This is a genomic window from Tessaracoccus massiliensis (genome assembly GCF_000826065.2).
Lineage (GTDB): Bacteria > Actinomycetota > Actinomycetes > Propionibacteriales > Propionibacteriaceae > Arachnia > Arachnia massiliensis_A.
On record NZ_LN623539.1, the window covers coordinates 149520 to 166989 of the forward strand.

General features: G+C 67.3%; 20 protein-coding genes. 8 read left to right on the forward strand and 12 right to left on the reverse strand.

Features of this window, described 5'->3' with window-relative positions; all coding sequences use genetic code 11:
- Positions 1-165: 165 nt before the first annotated feature.
- Together purD and BN1186_RS02560 are read right to left on the reverse strand one after the other, a co-directional pair.
- Positions 166-1392: a phosphoribosylamine--glycine ligase gene (gene purD / locus BN1186_RS02555; protein WP_040282244.1), complete on the reverse strand. Its 1227-nt coding sequence runs from the start codon at positions 1390-1392 to the stop codon at positions 166-168.
- 46 nt (positions 1393-1438) lie between these two features.
- A complete protein-coding gene (locus BN1186_RS02560; protein WP_040282246.1) occupies positions 1439-1669 on the reverse strand; it encodes a hypothetical protein in 231 nt (76 codons plus the stop codon).
- A gap of 265 nt (positions 1670-1934) precedes the next feature.
- Between BN1186_RS02560 and BN1186_RS02565 the strand changes: the two genes are divergently transcribed.
- Positions 1935-2741: a transposase gene (locus BN1186_RS02565; RefSeq protein WP_052459684.1), complete on the forward strand. Its 807-nt coding sequence runs from the start codon at positions 1935-1937 to the stop codon at positions 2739-2741.
- On the opposite strand, the gene BN1186_RS02570 is transcribed toward BN1186_RS02565, so the two are convergent.
- Positions 2738-4062 (reverse strand): IS3 family transposase gene (locus BN1186_RS02570; protein WP_139650766.1). Its coding sequence is split into 2 segments (ribosomal slippage): positions 2738-3771 and positions 3771-4062, totalling 1326 coding nucleotides; the frame shifts between segments, so codons are not numbered across the junction. The genes BN1186_RS02565 and BN1186_RS02570 overlap by 4 nt on opposite strands.
- Before the next feature lie 294 nt (positions 4063-4356).
- Between BN1186_RS02570 and BN1186_RS15900 the strand changes: the two genes are divergently transcribed.
- Positions 4357-4635 carry a hypothetical protein gene (locus tag BN1186_RS15900; protein WP_246043219.1) on the forward strand — a complete coding sequence of 93 codons (279 nt, stop codon included), beginning with the start codon at positions 4357-4359 and terminating at the stop codon, positions 4633-4635.
- Between the two features lie 183 nt (positions 4636-4818).
- Here BN1186_RS15900 and BN1186_RS02580 read toward each other — a convergent pair whose 3' ends face one another.
- Both BN1186_RS02580 and BN1186_RS02585 read right to left on the reverse strand, forming a co-directional pair.
- Positions 4819-5049, reverse strand: a complete 231-nt coding sequence (locus tag BN1186_RS02580; RefSeq protein WP_040282251.1) for a hypothetical protein — start codon at positions 5047-5049, stop codon at positions 4819-4821.
- Between the two features lies 1 nt (position 5050).
- Positions 5051-6370, reverse strand: coding sequence for an adenylosuccinate synthase (locus BN1186_RS02585; protein ID WP_082031072.1), 1320 nt, complete (start codon positions 6368-6370; stop codon positions 5051-5053).
- Positions 6371-6561: 191 nt separating this feature from the next.
- Between BN1186_RS02585 and dhaK the strand changes: the two genes are divergently transcribed.
- Genes dhaK through dhaM form a run of 3 tightly spaced genes read left to right on the forward strand, consistent with a single transcriptional unit; the run spans position 6562 to position 8905 of the window.
- Positions 6562-7557, forward strand: a complete 996-nt coding sequence (gene dhaK / locus BN1186_RS02590; protein ID WP_040282253.1) for a dihydroxyacetone kinase subunit DhaK — start codon at positions 6562-6564, stop codon at positions 7555-7557.
- Positions 7554-8189: a dihydroxyacetone kinase subunit DhaL gene (gene dhaL / locus BN1186_RS02595; protein WP_052459686.1), complete on the forward strand. Its 636-nt coding sequence runs from the start codon at positions 7554-7556 to the stop codon at positions 8187-8189. Before dhaK ends, dhaL begins: the two co-directional genes overlap by 4 nt.
- The gene (gene dhaM, locus BN1186_RS02600; protein ID WP_040282254.1) at positions 8189-8905 is read left to right on the forward strand and encodes a dihydroxyacetone kinase phosphoryl donor subunit DhaM; all 717 of its coding nucleotides are present in this window, start codon (positions 8189-8191) and stop codon (positions 8903-8905) included. The genes dhaL and dhaM overlap by 1 nt, the downstream gene beginning before the upstream one ends.
- Before the next feature lie 45 nt (positions 8906-8950).
- On the opposite strand, the gene BN1186_RS02605 is transcribed toward dhaM, so the two are convergent.
- A complete protein-coding gene (locus BN1186_RS02605) occupies positions 8951-9391 on the reverse strand; it encodes a DUF3151 domain-containing protein (RefSeq protein ID WP_082031073.1) in 441 nt (146 codons plus the stop codon).
- Positions 9392-9534: 143 nt separating this feature from the next.
- Between BN1186_RS02605 and typA the strand changes: the two genes are divergently transcribed.
- Positions 9535-11397, forward strand: a complete 1863-nt coding sequence (gene typA, locus BN1186_RS02610; protein ID WP_040282255.1) for a translational GTPase TypA — start codon at positions 9535-9537, stop codon at positions 11395-11397.
- Positions 11398-11475: 78 nt separating this feature from the next.
- Here typA and BN1186_RS02615 read toward each other — a convergent pair whose 3' ends face one another.
- The 3 genes from BN1186_RS02615 to BN1186_RS02625 all read right to left on the reverse strand — a co-directional run bounded on the left by BN1186_RS02615 (position 11476) and on the right by BN1186_RS02625 (position 12974).
- Complete coding sequence (locus BN1186_RS02615) at positions 11476-11931, reverse strand: SRPBCC domain-containing protein (RefSeq protein ID WP_040282256.1); 456 nt, start codon at positions 11929-11931, stop codon at positions 11476-11478.
- 63 nt (positions 11932-11994) lie between these two features.
- Positions 11995-12552 (reverse strand): HD domain-containing protein, encoded by a 558-nt coding sequence (locus BN1186_RS02620; protein ID WP_139650768.1) that lies wholly within the window; start codon positions 12550-12552, stop codon positions 11995-11997.
- Complete coding sequence (locus tag BN1186_RS02625) at positions 12549-12974, reverse strand: hypothetical protein (RefSeq protein WP_040282257.1); 426 nt, start codon at positions 12972-12974, stop codon at positions 12549-12551. The genes BN1186_RS02620 and BN1186_RS02625 overlap by 4 nt, the downstream gene beginning before the upstream one ends.
- A gap of 103 nt (positions 12975-13077) precedes the next feature.
- Here BN1186_RS02625 and BN1186_RS02630 point away from each other — a divergent pair, with 103 nt between their 5' ends.
- A complete protein-coding gene (locus tag BN1186_RS02630) occupies positions 13078-13689 on the forward strand; it encodes a SatD family protein (RefSeq protein WP_052459688.1) in 612 nt (203 codons plus the stop codon).
- On the opposite strand, the gene ppk2 is transcribed toward BN1186_RS02630, so the two are convergent.
- Positions 13686-14603: a polyphosphate kinase 2 gene (gene ppk2 / locus BN1186_RS02635; protein ID WP_052459700.1), complete on the reverse strand. Its 918-nt coding sequence runs from the start codon at positions 14601-14603 to the stop codon at positions 13686-13688. The two genes, BN1186_RS02630 and ppk2, sit on opposite strands and share 4 nt — an antisense overlap.
- Before the next feature lie 113 nt (positions 14604-14716).
- On the opposite strand from ppk2, the gene tpx reads away from it, so the two are divergent.
- Positions 14717-15217, forward strand: coding sequence for a thiol peroxidase (gene tpx, locus BN1186_RS02640; RefSeq protein ID WP_040282260.1), 501 nt, complete (start codon positions 14717-14719; stop codon positions 15215-15217).
- 758 nt (positions 15218-15975) lie between these two features.
- On the opposite strand, the gene ygfZ is transcribed toward tpx, so the two are convergent.
- Positions 15976-16911, reverse strand: coding sequence for a CAF17-like 4Fe-4S cluster assembly/insertion protein YgfZ (gene ygfZ / locus BN1186_RS02645; protein WP_139650778.1), 936 nt, complete (start codon positions 16909-16911; stop codon positions 15976-15978).
- Complete coding sequence (locus BN1186_RS02650; RefSeq protein WP_040282263.1) at positions 16908-17459, reverse strand: heme-binding beta-barrel domain-containing protein; 552 nt, start codon at positions 17457-17459, stop codon at positions 16908-16910. The genes ygfZ and BN1186_RS02650 overlap by 4 nt, the downstream gene beginning before the upstream one ends.
- Between the last annotated feature and the right edge of the window lie 11 nt (positions 17460-17470).

Below are 17470 nucleotides of genomic sequence, written 5' to 3' on the forward strand. Positions count from 1 at the left end.
GCCCACCACAAGACCCACCACGGCTCAGCCTCCTTCGAACGATCCGGGCCCAACCAACGAGCCTGACCCGCCGACACGGAGCCAGCACCAGATCCCGGCCCTGTCCTTGAGCCGACGGTCAGCGAGCCATAGCGAGGTTGACGCCGGGCTCCTGCCGCTTAGCGATCAGTGCGGGATGCCGATGTCGGTGCGGTGGAAGCCGTCGGCGTAGTCGACACGATCGAGCAGCCCATAGGCGTTCGCCCGTGCCGCATCCACGTCCGCGCCGCGGCCCACGATGCCCAGCACCCGTCCGCCCGCGGCGACCAACTGCCCGTCGTCGACGCGCGTGCCGGCGTGCAGCACGTAGGCGTCCGGCTCGTCCTCGGGGAGGTTGATCGCGCCTCCGGGTTGAGGCAGGCCCGGGTAGCCCTCCGCGGCCTCGACCACGACCAGTGCGGCGCCGTCGCGCCACTCGAGCTCACCGACGGTGTCGAGCTCTCCGCGTGCGGCGGCGTGCAGCACCCCTGCGAGGGGGGTCTTGAGGAGGGCCAGCACGGCCTGGGTCTCGGGGTCGCCGAAGCGCACGTTGAACTCGACGATCCGCAGCCCCTTCGACGTGAGGGCCAGCCCTGCGTAGAGCAGCCCGACGAACGGGGTGCCCCGGCGGCACATCTCGGCGAGGGTGGGGTTGATCACCTCGTCCATCACCTGCTGCGCGAGGCCCTCGTCGGCCCAGGGCAGCGGGCAGTAGGCGCCCATGCCGCCGGTGTTGGGGCCCTCGTCGTTGTCGCCCACCCGCTTGTAGTCCTGCGCAGGCAGCAGCGGTAGGGCGCGTTCGCCGTCGCAGATCGCGAACAGGGAGGCCTCCGGGCCGTCCAGGAAATCCTCGATCACGACGCGGCCGCAGCTCTCCGCGTGCGCGATGGCCTCGACGCGGTCGTCGGTGACGACGACGCCCTTGCCCGCGGCGAGCCCGTCGTTCTTGACCACGTAGGGGGCGCCGAACTCGTCGAGCGCGGCCTCGATCTCGCCTCGGGTCATGCACACGCGGGCATCCGCCGTCGGTACGCCGGCCGCCTGCATGACCTCCTTGGCGAAGGCCTTGGATCCTTCAAGGACGGCTGCTTCTTTGCCTGGGCCGAAGGTGTCGATGCCGACGTCGCGCAGCGCATCGGCAACCCCCGCCACGAGCGGGGCCTCGGGGCCGATCACCACGAGGTCGACGTGGAGTAGCTGGGCGAGGTCGACCACCGCCACCGGCGACGCCGGATCCGTGGAGTGGAGCGTGGCGATGGCCGCCAGGCCCGGGTTGCCGGGCGCGGCGTGCAGTTCGGTGACGGACGGATCGGCGACGAGGGCGCGGCCGAGCGCGTGTTCGCGGCCGCCGGAACCCAGCAGGAGGATCTTCACGCCCGCCAGCCTAGTGGGCTGCCCAGCACTGCGGGGCGGTGCCCGTTCAGAGGGCGGGCGGGTGCTCGTCGTCGGCGATGGGCTGCTGCTCGACGTCCTCTTCGATGTGCTGCTGCGTGCCCACCCGCATGCCGAAGAAGGCGATCAGCACCATGGCTCCGACGGGGATGACCCACCACCAACTCCAGGGAATGCCACCTTCGGTCATCGTGGCGATGGCAAACCCGATGCCGAACAGGATGGCCCCGACGGCCAGCGCGATCACGAGCCACTTCATTCTCGGCTGCACGGTGTCCTCCTAGTGATGGTATGGCTGTCGAGCTTACGGAACACGTCGCCCAGACTCACCACCCAGACGGGTGACCCTCGCCGACCGAGCCACCCCTGAACGTCGCGCCCCGCTGTTATTGCGGTCCCTGAGCCTTGATCCACCGGTGGTGGTGGGGTTCTGTGGTGCGGCGTTGCAGGCGAAATGCCTTTTGACTTGGGAAAATGGGGTTTTCCACAACGCACATCTACCAAGAACAAAAGGCATTTCTTAGATGAAAGCATCTCACATTCTTCGCCGGGGCCACGATGACGCGTCGCTGGTCGGGGTAGCGGGGCTGGTTCCGGTGATGAGGTTGGCGCAGCAGGCCGGGCTCCATGACCTGTTGGTCGAGCATCTCACGGCGAGGACGTCGACCGATGCGTTGAAGGCTGCCGGGGTGATCGCCGGGATGCTGGCAGGCGCGGACAGTATCGATGACCTCAACATGCTGCGGCATGGGGCCATGACACAACTGTTTGACGGGGTGCGGGCACCATCGACGTATGGCACGTTCCTACGCTCAGCCACGGCCGGGACCGCGGCCCAACTCCAGGCAGTCAACAGCCGTCTGCTGGGCCGGCTGGGTCAGGCCACGGGGATGGTCGCGGTCGAAGGGCTCACGATGATCGATATCGATGACACGATCCGTGAGGTCCACGGTTACCAGAAACAAGCCGCCCGCTACGGCCATACCCGCCAGTTGGGGCTCAACATCCAGTTGGCCACGATCAGTAGTGATACCACTGGCCCGGTGATCGCGGGGGCGAGGCTACGCCGTGGTAACACCACCTCGATGAACGGGGCTGAACAGATGGTCACCGACGCTATCGGCTGCGCCGGCCGGGCCGGGGTCACCGGCCAGGTCATGGTCCGGGTCGATGCCGGCTACTACGCCCACAAAGTCGCCTCCGCAGCCCTCAAGGCCGGGGCATGGTTCTCCATGACAGCTAAACAGGACACGGCCGTCAAACGGGCTATCGCCACTATCCCGGAAGAAGCGTGGACTGAATCGCCCCGGGTTCGGTGGAGACTCGGTTAGCTGGTTCCGGTCTTGGTGAGGACCTTGTCCTCACGGTAGTGGTTGGTGTGGTGTTGGGACCAGTGGTTGGTCTCGAACTCGTTGGGTGGGACGTGGCCGAGTTCTCCGTGGAGTCGTCGGTGGTTGTACCAGTCGATGTACTCGGCCACGGCGATCTCGACATCGGTGACGTTCTTCCAGCCGCCTGCGGGGCGCATGGCTGGGTTGCGGATGCACTCGGCCTTGAAAAGCGAGTTCAGCGCCTCGGCCATCGCGTTGTCGTAGGAGTCGCCCTTGCTGCCTACGGAGGCGACAGCCTCGGCTTCGGCGAGACGCTGGGTGTAGCGGATGGCTCGATACTGGACTCCGCGGTCGCTGTGATGGACCAAACCGGTCAGGTCGGCCCCAGTGCGGCGGCGGGCCCACAGCGCCATGTCGAGAGCGTCCAGGGCCAGATCGGTGCGCAGGGAGGTGGAGACCTGCCAGCCCAGCACGATCCGGGAGAACACGTCCAGGATGAACGCGACGTAGACCCAGCCGGCGTGGGTGCGGACGTAGGTCAGGTCGGCCACCCACAACTGGTTCGGGGCCTCGGCGACGAACTGCCGCTCGACCAGGTCCTCGGGGCGGGGTGTCTCGGCGCCGTCGGAGCGGGTGGTGTGGAGGGTCTTGGCGCGGGTGATGCCACGCAACCCTTCAGCCCGCATCAACCGTTCCACGGTGCAGCGTGCCACCTGTTGGCCCTGCCGCCGGAGTTCGGCATGGACCTTCCTGGCACCGTAGACGCCCAGGTTCTTGCTGTGCACGGTTCGGATCTCCTCGGTCAGTTCGGCATCGCGGACCGCGCGCGCCGAGGGGGTGTAGTGCTTGTTGGCGTAGTAGGTGCTCGGAGCGATCTGCACGCCTGCTTCCCGCAGGACCCGGCAGATCGGCTCGACTCCGAGTTCACGGCCCTCCACGATGCGGCCGCGGTGAGCGTCGATGTAGTCGACGACCACCGCGACCGGCACCTCCCCAGTGGCTACCTGATCTTGCGGTCGAGCTCCGCTGCTGCGAAAAAAGCTGCGCTGGTCTTGAGTATCTCGTTGGCTCGGCGCAGCTCCCGGACCTCGCGTTCCAACTCGTTGATCCGGGTCTGGTCGTCGGTGGTGATCCCCGGACGAAGGCCGCCGTCGACCTCGGCGTGACGGACCCAGTTGCGTAGTGCTTCGGGGTGGATCCCCAGCTGGTCAGCGACGCGCTTGATCGCGCCACGGCTCGTCTCGGGGTCCTTCCTCGCATCCAACGCCATCCGCGTCGCCCGCTGCTGCAGCTCAACGCTGTACTTCCTCGGTGGTGCCATAACTCTCATCCTTCACTGATTTGAGAGCCTCCACCAGACCCGGGGCGATTCAGTGAGGCTGAAGTCGCTGAAGTGCCGGTGTTTATGGCCTTCACCCGCTCGAAAGCCACCACGATCGCCTGCCGGTTGATCGTGCGACGAGTCAAACGACTCAACCCGAAACACCAACCAGCCCTCTGCGAGGACTGGCGCTACCACGGGTTCATCACCAACAGTGACCTACCCATGATCGAGGCCGACCAACGTCACCGTGACCACGCGATCGTGGAGCAAGTCATCGCCGAGGTGAAAACCATGGCACTGAAGCATCTTCCCTCCGGGAAGTACTTCGCTAACACCGCATGGGTCGGCTACGCAGTCATCGCGTTCAACATCTCCCGCGCCGCAGCCCACGCAGCCCAGCGTCCCACCACCCGATGGCCCAGCCTGACCCGACACCTGATCACCATCCCCGCCCGGGTCACCCGATCCGCCAGACGCCTGCGGCTCCATTTACCGACCCGATGGGCCTGGAAAACCGCCCTCGACCAACTCTGGACAGCCACCAGCCCACCACTACGCGGCACTCTCTGACCACCCAGCCCCCGCAGGGCCCAACCAAAGGAACCCCAGTAGAAAAGCCGGGCAGACCGGCAGATACCCCACGCCCTGACCCCACACGAACACCCACCACCACCCACCCCTGGCCACAACCAGCCTCCAAGACCACCAACGGTGGATCCAGGCTGAGCCGGGCGCGGGCGGCAGACCCTTCAGCTAAGACCGGCTCGGCTGGTCGAACTCGCGATCTGCGCGGTCCGCCACCTCCTGGGAGCGCTGCACCAGGATGCGGAAGCCGACGATCGCGGCGATGAACGCGCCGCCCAGAGGGACGGCCCACCACCAGCCCCAGCCGATGTCCTCCTGGGTCAGGGCGATGACGACCGTGCCGATCATGAACACCGCGATCAACGCGACCAGGGCGACGACGAGGGGGCGCTGCCGCACGTCAGATCAGGTCGTTGATGGCCACCGACTGCTCGCGGCCCGGCCCCACACCGATGCCGCTGATGCGGCAGCCGATGAGTTCCTCCAGCCGGTGCACGTAGGCCTGGCAGTTGGGCGGCAGGTCGTCGAACGTGCGGGCACCGGAGATGTCCTCGTGCCAGCCGTCGAGCAGTTCGTAGATGGGCTTGGCGTGGTGGAAGTCCGACTGCGTCATGGGCATCACGTCGTGGCGCACGCCGTCGACCTCGTAGGCCACACACACCGGGATCTTGTCCCAGCCGCTCAGGATGTCGAGCTTGGTGAGGAACACGTCGGTGAAGCCGTTGATCTTGCACGCCTGCTCCACCAGCAGCGCATCGAACCAGCCGCAGCGGCGGGGGCGGCCGGTGGTGGCGCCGAACTCGCCGCCGATCTCACGCAGCTTGTCGCCGTCCTCGTCGAACAGTTCCGTGGGGAACGGGCCCTCCCCCACGCGGGTGGTGTAGGCCTTCGCGATGCCGATCGAGCGGTCGATGCGGGTGGGGCCCACGCCGCCGCCCGTCGTCGCGCCGGAGGCGGTGGGGTTCGACGAGGTCACGTACGGGTAGGTGCCCTGGTCGACGTCGAGGTGGTGTGCCTGCGCACCCTCGAACAGCACCACCTTGCCCTCGTCGAGTGCGTCGTTGATGAAGCGGCCGGAGTCGATGATGTAGGGGCGGATGGTCTCGGCGTGCTTGAGCAGCGATTGCACCACCTCTTCGGCATCGATCTCGCGGCGGTTGTAGACCTTCACGAGCAGCTGGTTCTTCTGATCCAGCGCAGCCTCCACCTTCTGCCGCAGGATGGACTCGTCGAGGATGTCCTGGATGCGGATACCGAGGCGGTTGACCTTGTCGGAGTAGCAGGGCCCTACGCCGCGGCCGGTGGTGCCGATCTTGCGCTTGCCCAGGAAACGCTCGGTGACCTTGTCGATCACCTTGTGGTACTCCGTGATGATGTGGGCGTTGGCGGAGAGATACGGGTGCGGCACGTCGACGCCGCGGTCCTTCAGCACCTGCAGTTCGCCGGCCAGCACATCGAGGTCGACGACCACGCCGTTGCCGATCACCGTGGTGGTGTTGGGGTTGAGGATGCCCGAAGGCAACAGGTGCAGGACGAACTTCTCACCGCCCACGACGAGCGTGTGGCCCGCGTTGTTGCCGCCGGAGTAGCGCACGCACAGGTCGACGCGGTCCCCCAACTGGTCTGTCGCTTTACCCTTGCCTTCGTCGCCCCACTGGGCGCCCACCACAACCACACTTGGCACGTTGGTCCACTTCCTCGGCGTAAAGAAGCCCCGCATCGCCGCAGGGCATGACGTGCACAGTCTAGCTGGACCACCATCCCCAGCACGCACCCTGCGGCCCGTGCAGCCACCCGCCTTGCTCATCGTGGCCCTGCGTCGCGACTGACTTCTCCCCGGGCATTGACTTGTGGTGAGACAATGGAGGCCAACGCGCACGCGCGCGATGCGATGACGCAGGAGGCGCAAGCATGAAGAAACTCATCAACTCCCCGGACGACGTGATCACCGATGCACTCAAGGGCATCGAGGCCTCAGATCCCACCCTCCGGATCGACCATGAATCCAAGGTGATCCTGCGCGCCGAGCCGAAGGAGAAGGGCAAGGTCGCCCTGGTCTCCGGCGGCGGGTCCGGCCACGAGCCGCTGCACGGCGGGTTCGTCGGCACCGGCATGCTCGACGCGGCCTGCGCCGGCGAGATGTTCACCTCCCCCACCCCGGATCAGATCCTCGCGGCCACCACCGCCGCGGATGCGGGCGGCGGCGTGCTGCACATCGTGAAGAACTACACCGGCGACATCATGAACTTCGAGATGGCGGCCGAACTCGCCACGGACGCTGGGGTCACCGTCGAAACGGTGATCGTGGCAGACGACGTGGCGGTGCAGGATTCGCTGTACACCGCGGGCCGCCGCGGCGTGGGCACCACGGTGCTGCTCGAGAAGATCGCCGGCGCCGCCGCCGAAGAGGGGCAGGATCTGGCTGCGGTCAAGGAGATCGCGCAGCGGGTGGCGGACAACGGCCGGTCTATGGGCATGGCCCTGACCTCGTGCACCGTCCCGTCCGCGGGCCACCCCACGTTCGACCTGCCGGAAGACGAGATGGAGATCGGCATCGGCATCCACGGTGAGCCCGGCCGGCACCGTGAGCCCATCGCCGACGCACGCTCGGTGGCCCAGCAACTGGTGCAGCCCATCCTGGAGGACCACGACTTCACCGGCGCACCGGTGATCGCGATGCTCAACGGCATGGGCGCCACCCCACTCATCGAGCTGTATGTGATGTACGGCGAGGTGGCTGCACTTCTGAAGGATGCCGGCGTCACCGTCGAGCGCAATCTGGTGGGCAACTACATCACCAGCCTCGACATGGCGGGCTGTTCGCTCACTCTGCTTCGCGCAGATGAGGACATCCTGCGCCTTTGGGACGCACCGGTGCGCACCTCGGGGCTACGGTGGGACATGTGAGCGCGAACGAACTGACCCTGGATGATCTGGCGGAGTGGCTGCGCCGTTACGCGCAGATCATCGATGAGAAGAAGACGTACCTGACGGATCTCGACGCCGCGATCGGCGATGCCGATCATGGCGCCAACATGGCGCGCGGTACGGCCGCCGTCATGACCACGCTGGATCAGGCACAGACCATCGACGCCCTCCTGAAGAAGGCGGGCATGACGCTGGTGAGCACGGTGGGCGGCACCTCCGGCCCGCTCTACGGCACGCTGCTGATGAAGATGGGCATGGCCACCGGCCAGGTGGTCGCGCTCGATCCCGCAGCGTTCGGCAAGGCGTTCCGCGCGGGTGTCGAGGGCCTCATCGCCCGCGGCAAGACGGAACTCGAGGACAAGACGATGGTTGACGCGCTCCTGCCGTCGATCGACGCCTACGACGCCGCCGTCGCCGACGGTGCGGACATCTGGGACGCGATCGACTCCGCTCAGGCCGCCGCCGCCGCCGGTCGCGACGCGACCACGCCGCTGGTGGCACGTAAGGGCCGGGCCAGCTACCTGGGCGAGCGCTCCGCCGGCCACGTCGATCCAGGGGCCACGTCCGCCACGTACCTGTGGGACGCCCTAGCAGATGTGATGGGCGCCTGATGTCCGTCGGCATAGTGGTGGTGTCGCACTCGGTCGGGCTCGCGCAGGCCGCCGTCGATCTGGCGCTGCAGATGGTGCACGACGATCCCCCACCCATCGCCCTGGCTGCGGGCACTCCCGATGGCGGGCTGGGCACGGATGCGACGGCGGTCGTCTCTGCCATCGGCGAGGTGGACCAGGGCGAGGGCGTGGTGATCTTCGTGGACGTGGGCTCGGCCATGATGAGCGCTGAGCTCGGCGCCGAACTTTACGGCGAGTCCGCAGACATCCGCGTGCTGGCCGCCCCCTTCGTCGAGGGCATCATGGCCGGCGTGATCAAGGTCGCCGGCAGCGCCCCGATCGACGAGGTGGAGGCGGAGGCGGTCGCCGCGCTGCGCCCGAAGCTCGCCCACCTCGGCACCCCTGAACAGGTCAGCTCAGCCCCCGAATCGAACCGCACCGCGCAGTCCCGCGGGGAGGCGGTCCTCTCCAACGATGCGGGCCTCCACGCCCGCCCGGCAGCGATGTTCGTGGCGAAGGCGCGCGAGTTCGACGCCCAGGTGCTGGTCAGCAAGGGGGTCATCGGGCCGGTCCAGGCCACCAGCTCCATCGGCCTGGCGACGCTGGACGCGCGCAAGGGCGACACGCTGTTCATCGAGGCCATCGGCCCGCAGGCCCAGGAGGCCGTCGACGCTCTGGTCGCCTTCGTGGAGGCCGGCTTCACAGACGTTGGTTGAGCAGGCTGCCTCCGAGGAACGAGGAACGCAGCCGTGTCGAAACCCCTAAATGTCCCCGACCGCCAACGCCTGGTACGCCTCTTCTGACGAGTCGCGGAGGAACTGCGCACACCGGTCGCGTTCGGCATCCTCGCCGATCCGCCCCGCGGCGACGCTCAGCGCCCACAGCGCCCGCAGGAACCCGCGGTTGGGTTCGTGCTCCCACGGCACATGTCCGCTGCCCTTCCAGCCGTTGCGACGCAGCAGGTCAAGGCCCCGGTGGTAGCCGGTGCGGGCGTAGGCGTAGGCCGCGATGTCGTTGCCGCGGTCACCTTCGGCCAGGCAGGTCTCGGCGAGCAGCGCCCAACACAGGGAGCTTTCGGGGTGCGCGGCCACCACGTCGAGGAACCCGCCATTGCCCCGCTCGATGATCGCTTCGAGCGCGGGATCCTCGGGAAGGTGCACCACGACGTCGGAGGCCATGAGATTGGGATGCGTCTCGCTCATATCGACAGCCTACACAGCCTCAAGCCCGCAGGCCGGACGCGCATGCCCAGGCGAGCGACGACTGCGTCAGCTTTTTCTGAGGTGCCATGCGGCCGTACACTTCTCGACGGCCCTCCGCCATCTATCTCCGGGAGCACTTGCCCATGCCAAAACGCGAAGACCTGCGAAACGTCGCCATCATCGCCCACGTCGATCACGGTAAGACGACGCTCGTCGACGCCATGCTGTGGCAGTCAGGAGCCTTCCGCGAAGGCTCCGACGTCAACAACCGGGTCATGGACTCGATGGACCTCGAGCGCGAGAAGGGCATCACCATCCTCGCCAAGAACACCGGCGTGCGCCACGTCCGCCCGGACGGTTCCGAGGTGACCATCAACATCATCGACACCCCCGGCCACGCCGATTTCGGCGGCGAGGTGGAGCGCGGCCTCGAGATGGTCGACGGCGTGATCCTGCTGGTCGACGCGTCTGAGGGCCCGCTCCCCCAGACCCGCTTCGTGCTGCGCAAGGCGCTGGCCAAGCAACTGCCGATCATCGTGGTGGTCAACAAGGTGGACCGCTCCGACGCCCGCATCTCCGCCGTCATCGACGACACCTACGGCCTGTTCATGGACCTTCTGGAAGACGATGCCGCTGACCTTCTCGACTTCCCCATCGTCTACGCCTCCGCGAAGGCCGGGCGCGCGTCGCTGACGCAGCCGGCCGACGGCACCATGCCCGACAGCCCCAACCTGGAGCCGCTGTTCGACACCCTGTTCGACACCATCCCGGCACCCGAGTACGAAGAGGGCACCACCCTGCAGGCGCATGTCACCAACCTCGACGCCTCGCCGTACCTCGGCCGTCTCGCGCTGCTGCGCGTCGTCGCCGGCGAACTCAAGCGCGGCCAGCAGGTGGCCTGGTGCAGGACCGACGGCACCATCCAGACGGTCAAGCTCACCGAACTCCTGAAGACCGAAGCCCTGGACCGCGTCCCTGCGGACACCGCGGGCCCGGGCGACATCGTCGCGATTGCCGGCATCCCCGAGATCATGATCGGCGAGACGCTGTCGGACCCCGAGAACCCGAAGCCGCTGCCGCTCATCCACGTCGATGAGCCGTCGATCTCCATGACGATCGGCATCAACACCTCGCCACTGGCGGGCAAGTCCGGCAAGAACCTCACCGCCCGCCTCCTGAAGGCGCGTCTCGATCAGGAACTCATCGGCAACGTGTCCATCCGGGTGCGCCCCACCGAGCGCCCCGACACCTGGGAGGTGCAGGGCCGAGGCGAGCTCCAGCTGGCTATCCTCGTCGAGATGATGCGCCGCGAGAGCTTCGAGTTGACCGTCGGCAAGCCGCAGGTGGTCACCAAGGTTGTCGACGGGAAGGTGCATGAGCCCATCGAGCGGCTCACCATCGACATCCCCGAGGAGTTCGTGGGCACCGTCTCGCAGCTCATGGGGCTTCGTCGCGGCCGCATGGAGCAACTCGTCAACCACGGCACCGGCTGGGTGCGGCTCGAGTTCATCGTGCCGGCGCGCGGCCTGATCGGTTTCCGCACGGAGTTCCTCACCGAGACCCGCGGCACCGGCATCATGAACCACGTGGCCGAGGGCTACGAGCCGTGGGCCGGCGACTTCCGCACCCGCCCCACCGGCTCCCTGGTTGCTGACCGCAAGGGCGTGGTCACGGCGTATGCCCTGTTCAACCTGCAGGAGCGCGGCACGATGTTCGTCTCCCCCGGCGCCGAGGTGTACGAGGGCATGATCGTCGGCGAGAACTCCCGCGCAGACGACATGGACGTCAACCCCGCCAAGGAGAAGAAGCTCACCAACGTGCGCTCCGCCACCGGCGATGAGCTGGAAAGGCTCATCCCGGCCAAGCAGATGTCGATGGAGCAGGCGTTGGAGTTCTGCGCCGGCGACGAGTGCCTGGAGGTCACCCCGGCTGTCGTGCGCATCCGCAAGGTGAACCTCAACGCCAACGAGCGGATGCGGGAACGCAACCGCGCCAAGAAGAACTGACAGAACGCCGGGCGTGCACACTTGGTGGATCAGCACGCCCGGCGTCCTTTTCAGCGGCGACGCTGCCGCAGGTTCAGGTCAGCCCACAGCCTCCGCGAGCTTGGCCAGCGAGTCCTCCAGCGCGGACTGCTCGACCAGCGGGAACGAGATCTTGTTGAGGAGCGCCTTGTCCGTGACCTCGGACCAGTCGTAGGTGACGGTCACGTCGGTCTGGTCGCCGTCCCCTTCCAGGGTCCAGACCCAGGACCAACCGGGCGGCTCCTCGCCCGCAGGGGCGGTCTTCCAGCCGATGGCGGTGTTGGGCGCGCAGGCGATGACGTGATTGTCGGTCTGGTACTCGCCGCCCATGTGGTCACCCTCCATGTTCATCGTGAACTTGTCGCCGACCTGCTGGATGCGGTCGCCGTGGCCCACAGAACGAACGAAGCCCGAGCCGTCGAGATCGACATGGTTGGCCGGCAGGGACAGGTAATCGAAGATCTTGTCCGCGGGGGCGTTGATGGTGCGGGTGGCACTGATCCGGTTCTCACTCATGATCTACACACTACGGATCTCAACCAATGTTGACAAGGTCTTTAACCGAAACAGGGGCCGGAATCAGCCCAGTTCCCGGGCGAGATTGGCTCTCGCCTCCGCTTCCCATCGCTCACGACCGATCGCGGTGGCGAAGATGAACTCCCTAGCCAGGAAGCGTTCCACGAAGGCTCTGCGGCGGGCTCTCCAGCCCGCCTCGCCGAGGCGCGGCAACTCGGCGCGGATCGCGTCGACATTGGCCAGGTACTGCTTCCACGGCAGCCCGAGCCCATGCAGGTCAGCGTCCGCGACCCGAGCGCCCCGCTCGTCACCGACGGCCGGCAGGTGCGAGACGGTGACCAGCACGAGCCGGCACACCTCGTCGACCTCGGCAGGCGTCAGATGTGGGGCGAGCAGACGGCGGGCGACCTCCGCGGAGGCCAGTTCGTCCGCCGGCGAGTTGTTGGTGTGCACCGCGTCGTGGCACCAGTAGGCCATCATCTCGAGATCACCCGCACCCAGCTCACGGAGGACAGCCAGGCCGTCCTCCAGGTGCGAGATCCCATGGTAGCGGCGGTGGGCCTCGCGCCAGCGGCTCAGGAGATCAGCGGCAACATCCGGCGGCAGGAGCTCGCCTGTCACCACAGCCGCACCACCCCGTAGGCGACCCCCGCCCACAGGCCCGCCCATAGCATGCTGGCAAAGGTGCCGATGATGAACAGCTCCCCCTTGCGCGACGTGCCAGATTCCGACGTGGTCTTCAGATCCGCATAGCGGCCGAGGCCCTTGACCGCCAGCACCATGGCGATGCCGGCCGGGAAGCCCGTGACGATGCAGGCGTAAACGGCGAGACGCTCCAGCATGCCCACCCACCGGCCGCCGGGCAACTCGCGCTGCGCGGCCACCAGACCGAGGCTCTCCCTGGTCTGGCGCACCTCGTCATCCGCAGGCACCCGGGCCGCCTGGTCGATGTGGCGCAACAGCCAGCGGATCACCCGGTTGCCAAGCAGCGCGAGGGCGCCCCCTGCCACCAGGACGGCACCCTTCAAGACGAGATCCAGCACGGGTCGAACGCTACACGGCAGCACCGACAAGCACAGGACGTAAGCACTTCCCTTCACCAAGACAACATGAAGCTATTATCTTCATATGGCCAGAATGAAAGATATGTCTAATGTCGCGGCGCTGCTGTTCGACGTCGTCGGCTCCCGCGGCCGGGCCCGGGACGCCCGCCACCGGGCGCTGCTGGCCGCGGTGGAGGTGGCCAACACGCTCGTCACTGCGACAGACCCGCTGCGGTTCACCGTCGGCGATGAACTTCAAGGCATCTACCCCTCCGTACCCGACGCGCTGCGCGCGGCCTACACCCTCCGGCTCGCCGCGTCCCCGGAGGCAGAGTTGCGCGCAGGCATCGGCGTGGGCGAGGTCACCGTCATCGACGAGGAGCGTGGCATCCAGGACGGCTCGGCGTGGTGGCACGCGCGGGAGGCGATCGACGCCGTCCGCGAGCGCGCCGCCGACCCTGGCTACCGCGGACTGCGCACGGCGATCGTGGGCGTGGAGGACCCTTTCCTGGACGCCACCCTGGGGCTCATCGACGCCCACCTGGCCAGGCTGCGCGGCACCACGGTCGGCACGCTGCGCGGGCTGCTCGAGGGCCTCAGCAACAGCGAGATCGCGCAGCGCGAATCCATCAGCGAATCAGCCAACTCGCAGCGGGTGATCAACAACGACCTGCGCCCCCTCGCCGACGCCATCCGCGCGGTCAGCGGGGGCTAGTCCTCCTGCTCCTCGGAGTCGTCAGCCATGCGGTTCTTGCGGCCCCGAGTCACGATCAGCGGATCCGTCGGCTTGATCACCGAGGCGTCCTTGCCGTCGTAGTCGTGGAGGTCGAGGAACAGCCGCATGGCGTTGAGCCGGGCGCGCTTCTTGTCGTTGGACTTGATGCGGTACCAGGGCGCGATCTCGGTGTCGGTGTGCTTGAGCATCGCATTCTTGGCCGCGGTGTAATCCTCCCAGCGGCCCAGCGACTCCAGGTCCATCGGAGACAGCTTCCACTGCCGGACAGGGTCGATCTGGCGGATCGCGAAGCGGGTGCGCTGCTCGCGCTGAGTCACGGAGAACCACAGCTTGGTCACCGTGATACCGGATTCGATGAGCATCTCCTCGAACAGCGGCGCTTCACGCACGAAGATGTCGTACTCCTCGTCCGAGCAGAACCCCATCACCCGCTCCACGCCGGCACGGTTGTACCAGGACCGGTCGAACAGCACGATCTCGCCGGAGGTGGGCAGGTGCTGGATGTAGCGCTGGAAGTACCACTGCCCCTTCTCCCGCTCCGTGGGCACGCCCAGCGCCACGGTGCGGGCGTAGCGCGGGTTGAGGTGTTCGGTGAAGCGCTTGATGGCGCCGCCCTTGCCCGCCGCGTCACGGCCCTCGAAGATGATCACGTGCTTGGAGCCGCGGTCCTGCGCCGAGTACTGGAACTTCAGCAGTTCGATCTGCAACTGACGCTTCTCGATCTCGTACTCGCTGCGGCTGATGAGCTCGTCGTAGGGGTACTTGTCGCGCCACGTCTCGACGGCGTTGCCGAGCGGGTCGATCAGGTAGGGATCTTCGCCGTGCACGTCGGTGACGGCGTAGCCCTCCTCGACGAGCTGGTCGATGTACTCACGCAGACTGGATTGGCCCATGTCGAGGATCAAACCACTTCCAGATGAACTGCGGGCGAACAACCCGCCAATCAGGCAGCCTTTTCGCCCACAGCGTCTAGCCAGATTTGGCGCCATCGGGAAAGATCGGGGGTATGGCTGACATCACCTTCAAGGGAAACCCCATCCACTCCATCGGCGAACTGCCCGCCGTCGGGAACGACGCGCCTGACTTCGAGGTCACCGGCGACGACCTGGGCGAGATCAAGCTCTCGGATTTCAAGGGCCAGAAGCTCGTGCTCAACATCTTCCCCTCCGTCGACACCGGCGTGTGCGCCACCAGCGTGCGCACCTTCAACGAAAAGGCCGCGGGTCTCGAGGGCACGAAGGTGCTCAACATCTCGCGCGACCTGCCGTTCGCGCTGGCCCGCTTCTGCGGCGCCGAGGGCATCGACAACGTCGTGGTCGCCTCGGATTTCCGCACCGGCTTCGGTGAAACCTACGGCGTCACGATGAAGGACGGCCCGCTCAAGGGCCTGCTGTCGCGCTCCGTGGTGGTCATCGACGCCGACGGCAAGGTGGTCTACAACGAGCAGGTCCCGGAGATCGGCCAGGAGCCTGACTACGACGCAGCCCTCGCCGCTGCCTCCAACTGAGGGTCCCCGCGACGCTGGTTGAGCCGGCCAGCGACGCTGGTTGAGCCCGCGAGCGACGCTGGGTGAGCTCGCGAGTTCTACGAGCGGTGTCGAAACCCCGTGAGGTTGTCTGGCACCTTTGCCACCGCACCTGTGGTCGGCCTCAGCGTCAAGGAGTGGCCGGGGGCGGGGGATGCAAGTACGCGCGCCGAGCCCGGACCCCACCCAGGTAGTTGTTGCCCGGCAACGCCGGCCATCTTCGGAGTACCCCCCCCCCACCGGACACTCCGGCAACCAACGCACCAACGGTTTCGGCAGCAACAGCCAGCAGGCAAAAGCAGTCAAAGCAGTGTCTGATGGGGGCCTGAGAGGGTGGGTCGGGCGTTGCCGAAGACGGTCACCCCAACCCAAACCCAGAGCACCCGCAGTGTGACCGCCTTCGGCATGGGCGGCGAAGGCCCCCATCAGACACTGCGGCACCAAGCTGTGCCTGAGGTGCCAGACACGCTGCAGCGGTTTCGACACTGCTCGCTGCGCTCGCAGGCTCAACCGGCGCTGCGGGGCCCTTCACTTCGACCTGGCCGACGCTTCGCGCGGGGACAGGCTCAGCACAAGCGTCGCCGCGCGGGGCGCCACGCTCAGGGAGCAGGCCCCCATCAGACGCTGCGGATACCAGCTGTGGCCCAGGTATCAGACACGCTGTAGCGGTTTCGACACTGCTCGCTGCGCTCGCAGGCTCAACCAGCGGCGCGGGGCGCGACGCTCAGGGACCGGGAAAATCAGCCGAGGACGGGGCGGATGTGGAGGCCGACGTCGGGGTCTACCAACGCCTCCTGTGCCGCGGCGATCCCGCCGGCCTGAAGTTCCGCGTCGACCGGCACATTGCGCTTGAGCAGGCCCAGGGCGATGGGGCCCAGCTCGTGGTGCCGCGCCGATGAGCCGACGAAGCCGACGGTGCGGCCGCCGAACTCGATGGGCGCCCCCGCTTCGGGCAGCTGGGAGCCCGAGCCGTCGAGGTGCAACTGCACGAGCCTGCGCGGGGGCCGGCCCAATGTGTGCACCCGCGCCACGGTCTCCTGCCCGCGGTAGCAGCCCTTGTTGAGGTGGGTGCCCACCAGGCCGATCTCGTTGGGGATGGTCTTGTGGTCCGTGTCGACGAAGATGCGCGGCGCCCCTGCGGCGACCCGCATGGCGTCGAAAGCCCACGTGCCGACGGTGGACTCGAGCTCGTCGTCTGCAGGCAGGAACACCTCGACGCCGCCCAGCTCAGAGTCCCGCACCCGCCACCCCTGATCCAGCGACACCTGATGCCCGGCCCAGGCCAGGCGCAGGTCGTCGCGGCGGGCGACCTCGACGCGCATCGCGAAGCGCATCGAATCCAGGAACTTCACCAATGCATCCGCGCGGCCCGGTTCGGTCCAGGCGAGGAAGCTCGCACCGTCGTCGGTGCCGTAGAGGACGTGCTCGATGTGGCCGGTGGGCGACAGGATCAGCGCGGTGGTGGCCTCCCCCACGCCCAGCCCCGAGAGGTGCTGGGTGGTCAGCGAGTGCAGCCAGCTGAGCCGGTCCGCGCCCGTGATCTCCACGATCTCGCGGTTGCGCAGGTCGACGACCCCCTCGCCCGAGGCGAGCGAGCGGGCCTCCGCCACCGGGTTGCCGAAGTGCCAGATGAGCCCCTGGTCGAGCCCATCGTCGATCTGGACGGCGGCCATCAGACGCGCTTCAGGCGTGCCCACATGTGGGGGCGCAGCTCATGGGTGGAGGTGGAGCGGTCCAGCGCGTACATGAGGTCACCCTCCACCTTGCCGTAGAGCCGCTGGCCGGCCATGTGCTCCACCTGCGCGGACTCGCCGCGCACCACCGCGTCCGTGGTGAGGTCGATGCGGGTCACCTGGATCTTGCCGACGAGGACCTCGGTCCAGCCGTCCGAGCTGGCGAGTTCCACCTCGAGGGAGGCATCTGCCTTGGGGCGCCAGAAACCTGTCTCCATCCCGAGCACCTTCGTCGCCCGGCCGATCCCGTCCTCGGAGGGTTCCTCGTCCGCGTCGTCGTCGAGCAGGAAGGTCTGCGAGACGTAGTAGAGGTAGTCCTCGCCGTTGCTCTGGAACTCCATGCGCTGCTCGAAGCGGAAATCGTTGCCCTCATGGTCTGTGCCGTGGCCGGTGCCCTCCCAGCGGCCGACCATCCAGCCCAGCGCCGCGAGCGCGGGGTTGAGCCCTTCCGGGACCTCGATGTCAATGTTGAGCTGCGGGGTATCAGACATGGCGCCAAGTC

Bases quoted from the DNA above. Each gene is read 5' to 3' on its own strand.
- BN1186_RS02560 (WP_040282246.1), bottom strand. From the start codon at position 1,669: ATGAAGTGGCTCGTGATCGCGCTGGCCGTCGGGGCCATCCTGTTCGGC.
- BN1186_RS02565 (WP_052459684.1), top strand. From the start codon at position 1,935: ATGAAAGCATCTCACATTCTTCGCCGGGGCCACGATGACGCGTCGCTG.
- BN1186_RS15900 (WP_246043219.1), top strand. From the start codon at position 4,357: ATGGCACTGAAGCATCTTCCCTCCGGGAAGTACTTCGCTAACACCGCA.
- BN1186_RS02585 (WP_082031072.1), bottom strand. From the start codon at position 6,370: ATGCGGGGCTTCTTTACGCCGAGGAAGTGGACCAACGTGCCAAGTGTG.
- dhaK (WP_040282253.1), top strand. From the start codon at position 6,562: ATGAAGAAACTCATCAACTCCCCGGACGACGTGATCACCGATGCACTC.
- dhaM (WP_040282254.1), top strand. From the start codon at position 8,189: ATGTCCGTCGGCATAGTGGTGGTGTCGCACTCGGTCGGGCTCGCGCAG.
- BN1186_RS02605 (WP_082031073.1), bottom strand. From the start codon at position 9,391: ATGAGCGAGACGCATCCCAATCTCATGGCCTCCGACGTCGTGGTGCAC.
- typA (WP_040282255.1), top strand. From the start codon at position 9,535: ATGCCAAAACGCGAAGACCTGCGAAACGTCGCCATCATCGCCCACGTC.
- BN1186_RS02615 (WP_040282256.1), bottom strand. From the start codon at position 11,931: ATGAGTGAGAACCGGATCAGTGCCACCCGCACCATCAACGCCCCCGCG.
- BN1186_RS02630 (WP_052459688.1), top strand. From the start codon at position 13,078: ATGTCTAATGTCGCGGCGCTGCTGTTCGACGTCGTCGGCTCCCGCGGC.
- ppk2 (WP_052459700.1), bottom strand. From the start codon at position 14,603: ATGGGCCAATCCAGTCTGCGTGAGTACATCGACCAGCTCGTCGAGGAG.
- tpx (WP_040282260.1), top strand. From the start codon at position 14,717: ATGGCTGACATCACCTTCAAGGGAAACCCCATCCACTCCATCGGCGAA.
- BN1186_RS02650 (WP_040282263.1), bottom strand. From the start codon at position 17,459: ATGTCTGATACCCCGCAGCTCAACATTGACATCGAGGTCCCGGAAGGG.